Raw genomic sequence first — 728 nt, forward strand, 5'->3', positions numbered from 1 at the left:
GTGCGGAAATAGAACTGCGGGCGATAGTTGGCGAAGAACGGGGTGTGACGGCCGCCCTCTTCCTTGGTCAGGATATAGGCCTCGGCCTCGAACTTGGTGTGCGGGTTCACCGACTTGGGCTTGCACAGCACCTGCCCGCGTTCCACGCCGTCACGGTCGATGCCGCGCAGCAGCACGCCGACGTTGTCGCCCGCCTCGCCGCGGTCCAGCAGCTTGCGGAACATCTCGACGCCCGTGCAGGTGGTCTTGCGGGTGTCGCGGATGCCCACGATTTCCAGTTCGTCGCCGACGTTCACCGCGCCGCGCTCGATCCGGCCGGTCACCACCGTGCCGCGGCCGGAAATCGAGAACACGTCCTCGATCGGCAGCAGGAACGGCTGGTCCACGGCGCGTTCCGGCGTCGGGATGTATTCGTCCACGGCGGCGATCAGCGCCTTGATCGACTCTTCGCCGATGGCCGGGTCGCGGCCTTCCAGCGCCGCCAGCGCCGAGCCCTTGACGATCGGGATGTCGTCGCCGGGATAGTCGTAGGAGGACAGGAGTTCCCGCACCTCCATCTCGACCAGCTCCAGCAACTCCTCGTCATCGACCTGGTCGACCTTGTTCAGGTAGACGACCATGAACGGGATGCCGACCTGGCGGCCCAGCAGGATATGCTCGCGCGTCTGCGGCATCGGGCCGTCGGCGGCGTTCACCACCAGGATCGCGCCGTCCATCTGCGCGGCGCC

1 protein-coding gene is annotated in these 728 nt (G+C 67.0%); it reads right to left on the reverse strand.

All coding sequences use genetic code 11. The features are described 5' to 3' along the window. On the reverse strand, window positions 1-728 hold a 728-nt coding region (locus tag EPA64_RS16170; protein ID WP_246026804.1), incomplete at both ends, for a GTP-binding protein.

The sequence above is a fragment of the Paracoccus luteus genome (genome assembly GCF_004522155.1).
Classification (GTDB): Bacteria; Pseudomonadota; Alphaproteobacteria; order Rhodobacterales; family Rhodobacteraceae; genus Paracoccus; species Paracoccus luteus.